Annotated in this window: 2 pseudogenes; one reads left to right on the top strand and one right to left on the bottom strand. The window is 42.9% G+C overall.

Annotated features, from left to right (window positions below):
* Positions 1 to 90, top strand: a pseudogene (locus D0T85_RS22085) (DUF3871 family protein); the annotation flags it as partial.
* A gap of 68 nt (positions 91 to 158) precedes the next feature.
* Here D0T85_RS22085 and D0T85_RS23275 read toward each other — a convergent pair.
* Positions 159 to 239: pseudogene (locus D0T85_RS23275) on the bottom strand (PEP-utilizing enzyme); the annotation flags it as partial.
* Positions 240 to 331 lie beyond the last annotated feature (92 nt).

Raw genomic sequence — 331 nt, 5'->3', positions numbered from 1 at the left:
GAAGTAACAATTTCTCATCAAAACTTTATTGAAACAGTTTGGGAAGCTGCAAACACTTTCTTTTCTGGGGAACAAGTCGATTCTCCAGATAGTTCCGAAACAATTGATTTGATTTTTTCGATACACTTATAACTACTACCTCTGTCGTATATAAATGTTATAACAACAGCTGCGTGCGATGTCATACCTCCGCGGGCAGTAAGAATACCCTCGGCAGCAGCCATACCGGCAAGGTCTTCGGAAATTTTCACGGTATTGGCATCGCTGGAACGCTGTACTGTGATTCCGATAGACGGTACTCCGTTTACCCGACTAAGGGTTTCCACATCTT

The organism is Bacteroides sp. 519, from assembly GCF_010500955.1.
Lineage (GTDB): Bacteria > Bacteroidota > Bacteroidia > Bacteroidales > Bacteroidaceae > Bacteroides.
This window is presented reverse-complemented; position numbering and strand designations above follow the sequence as displayed.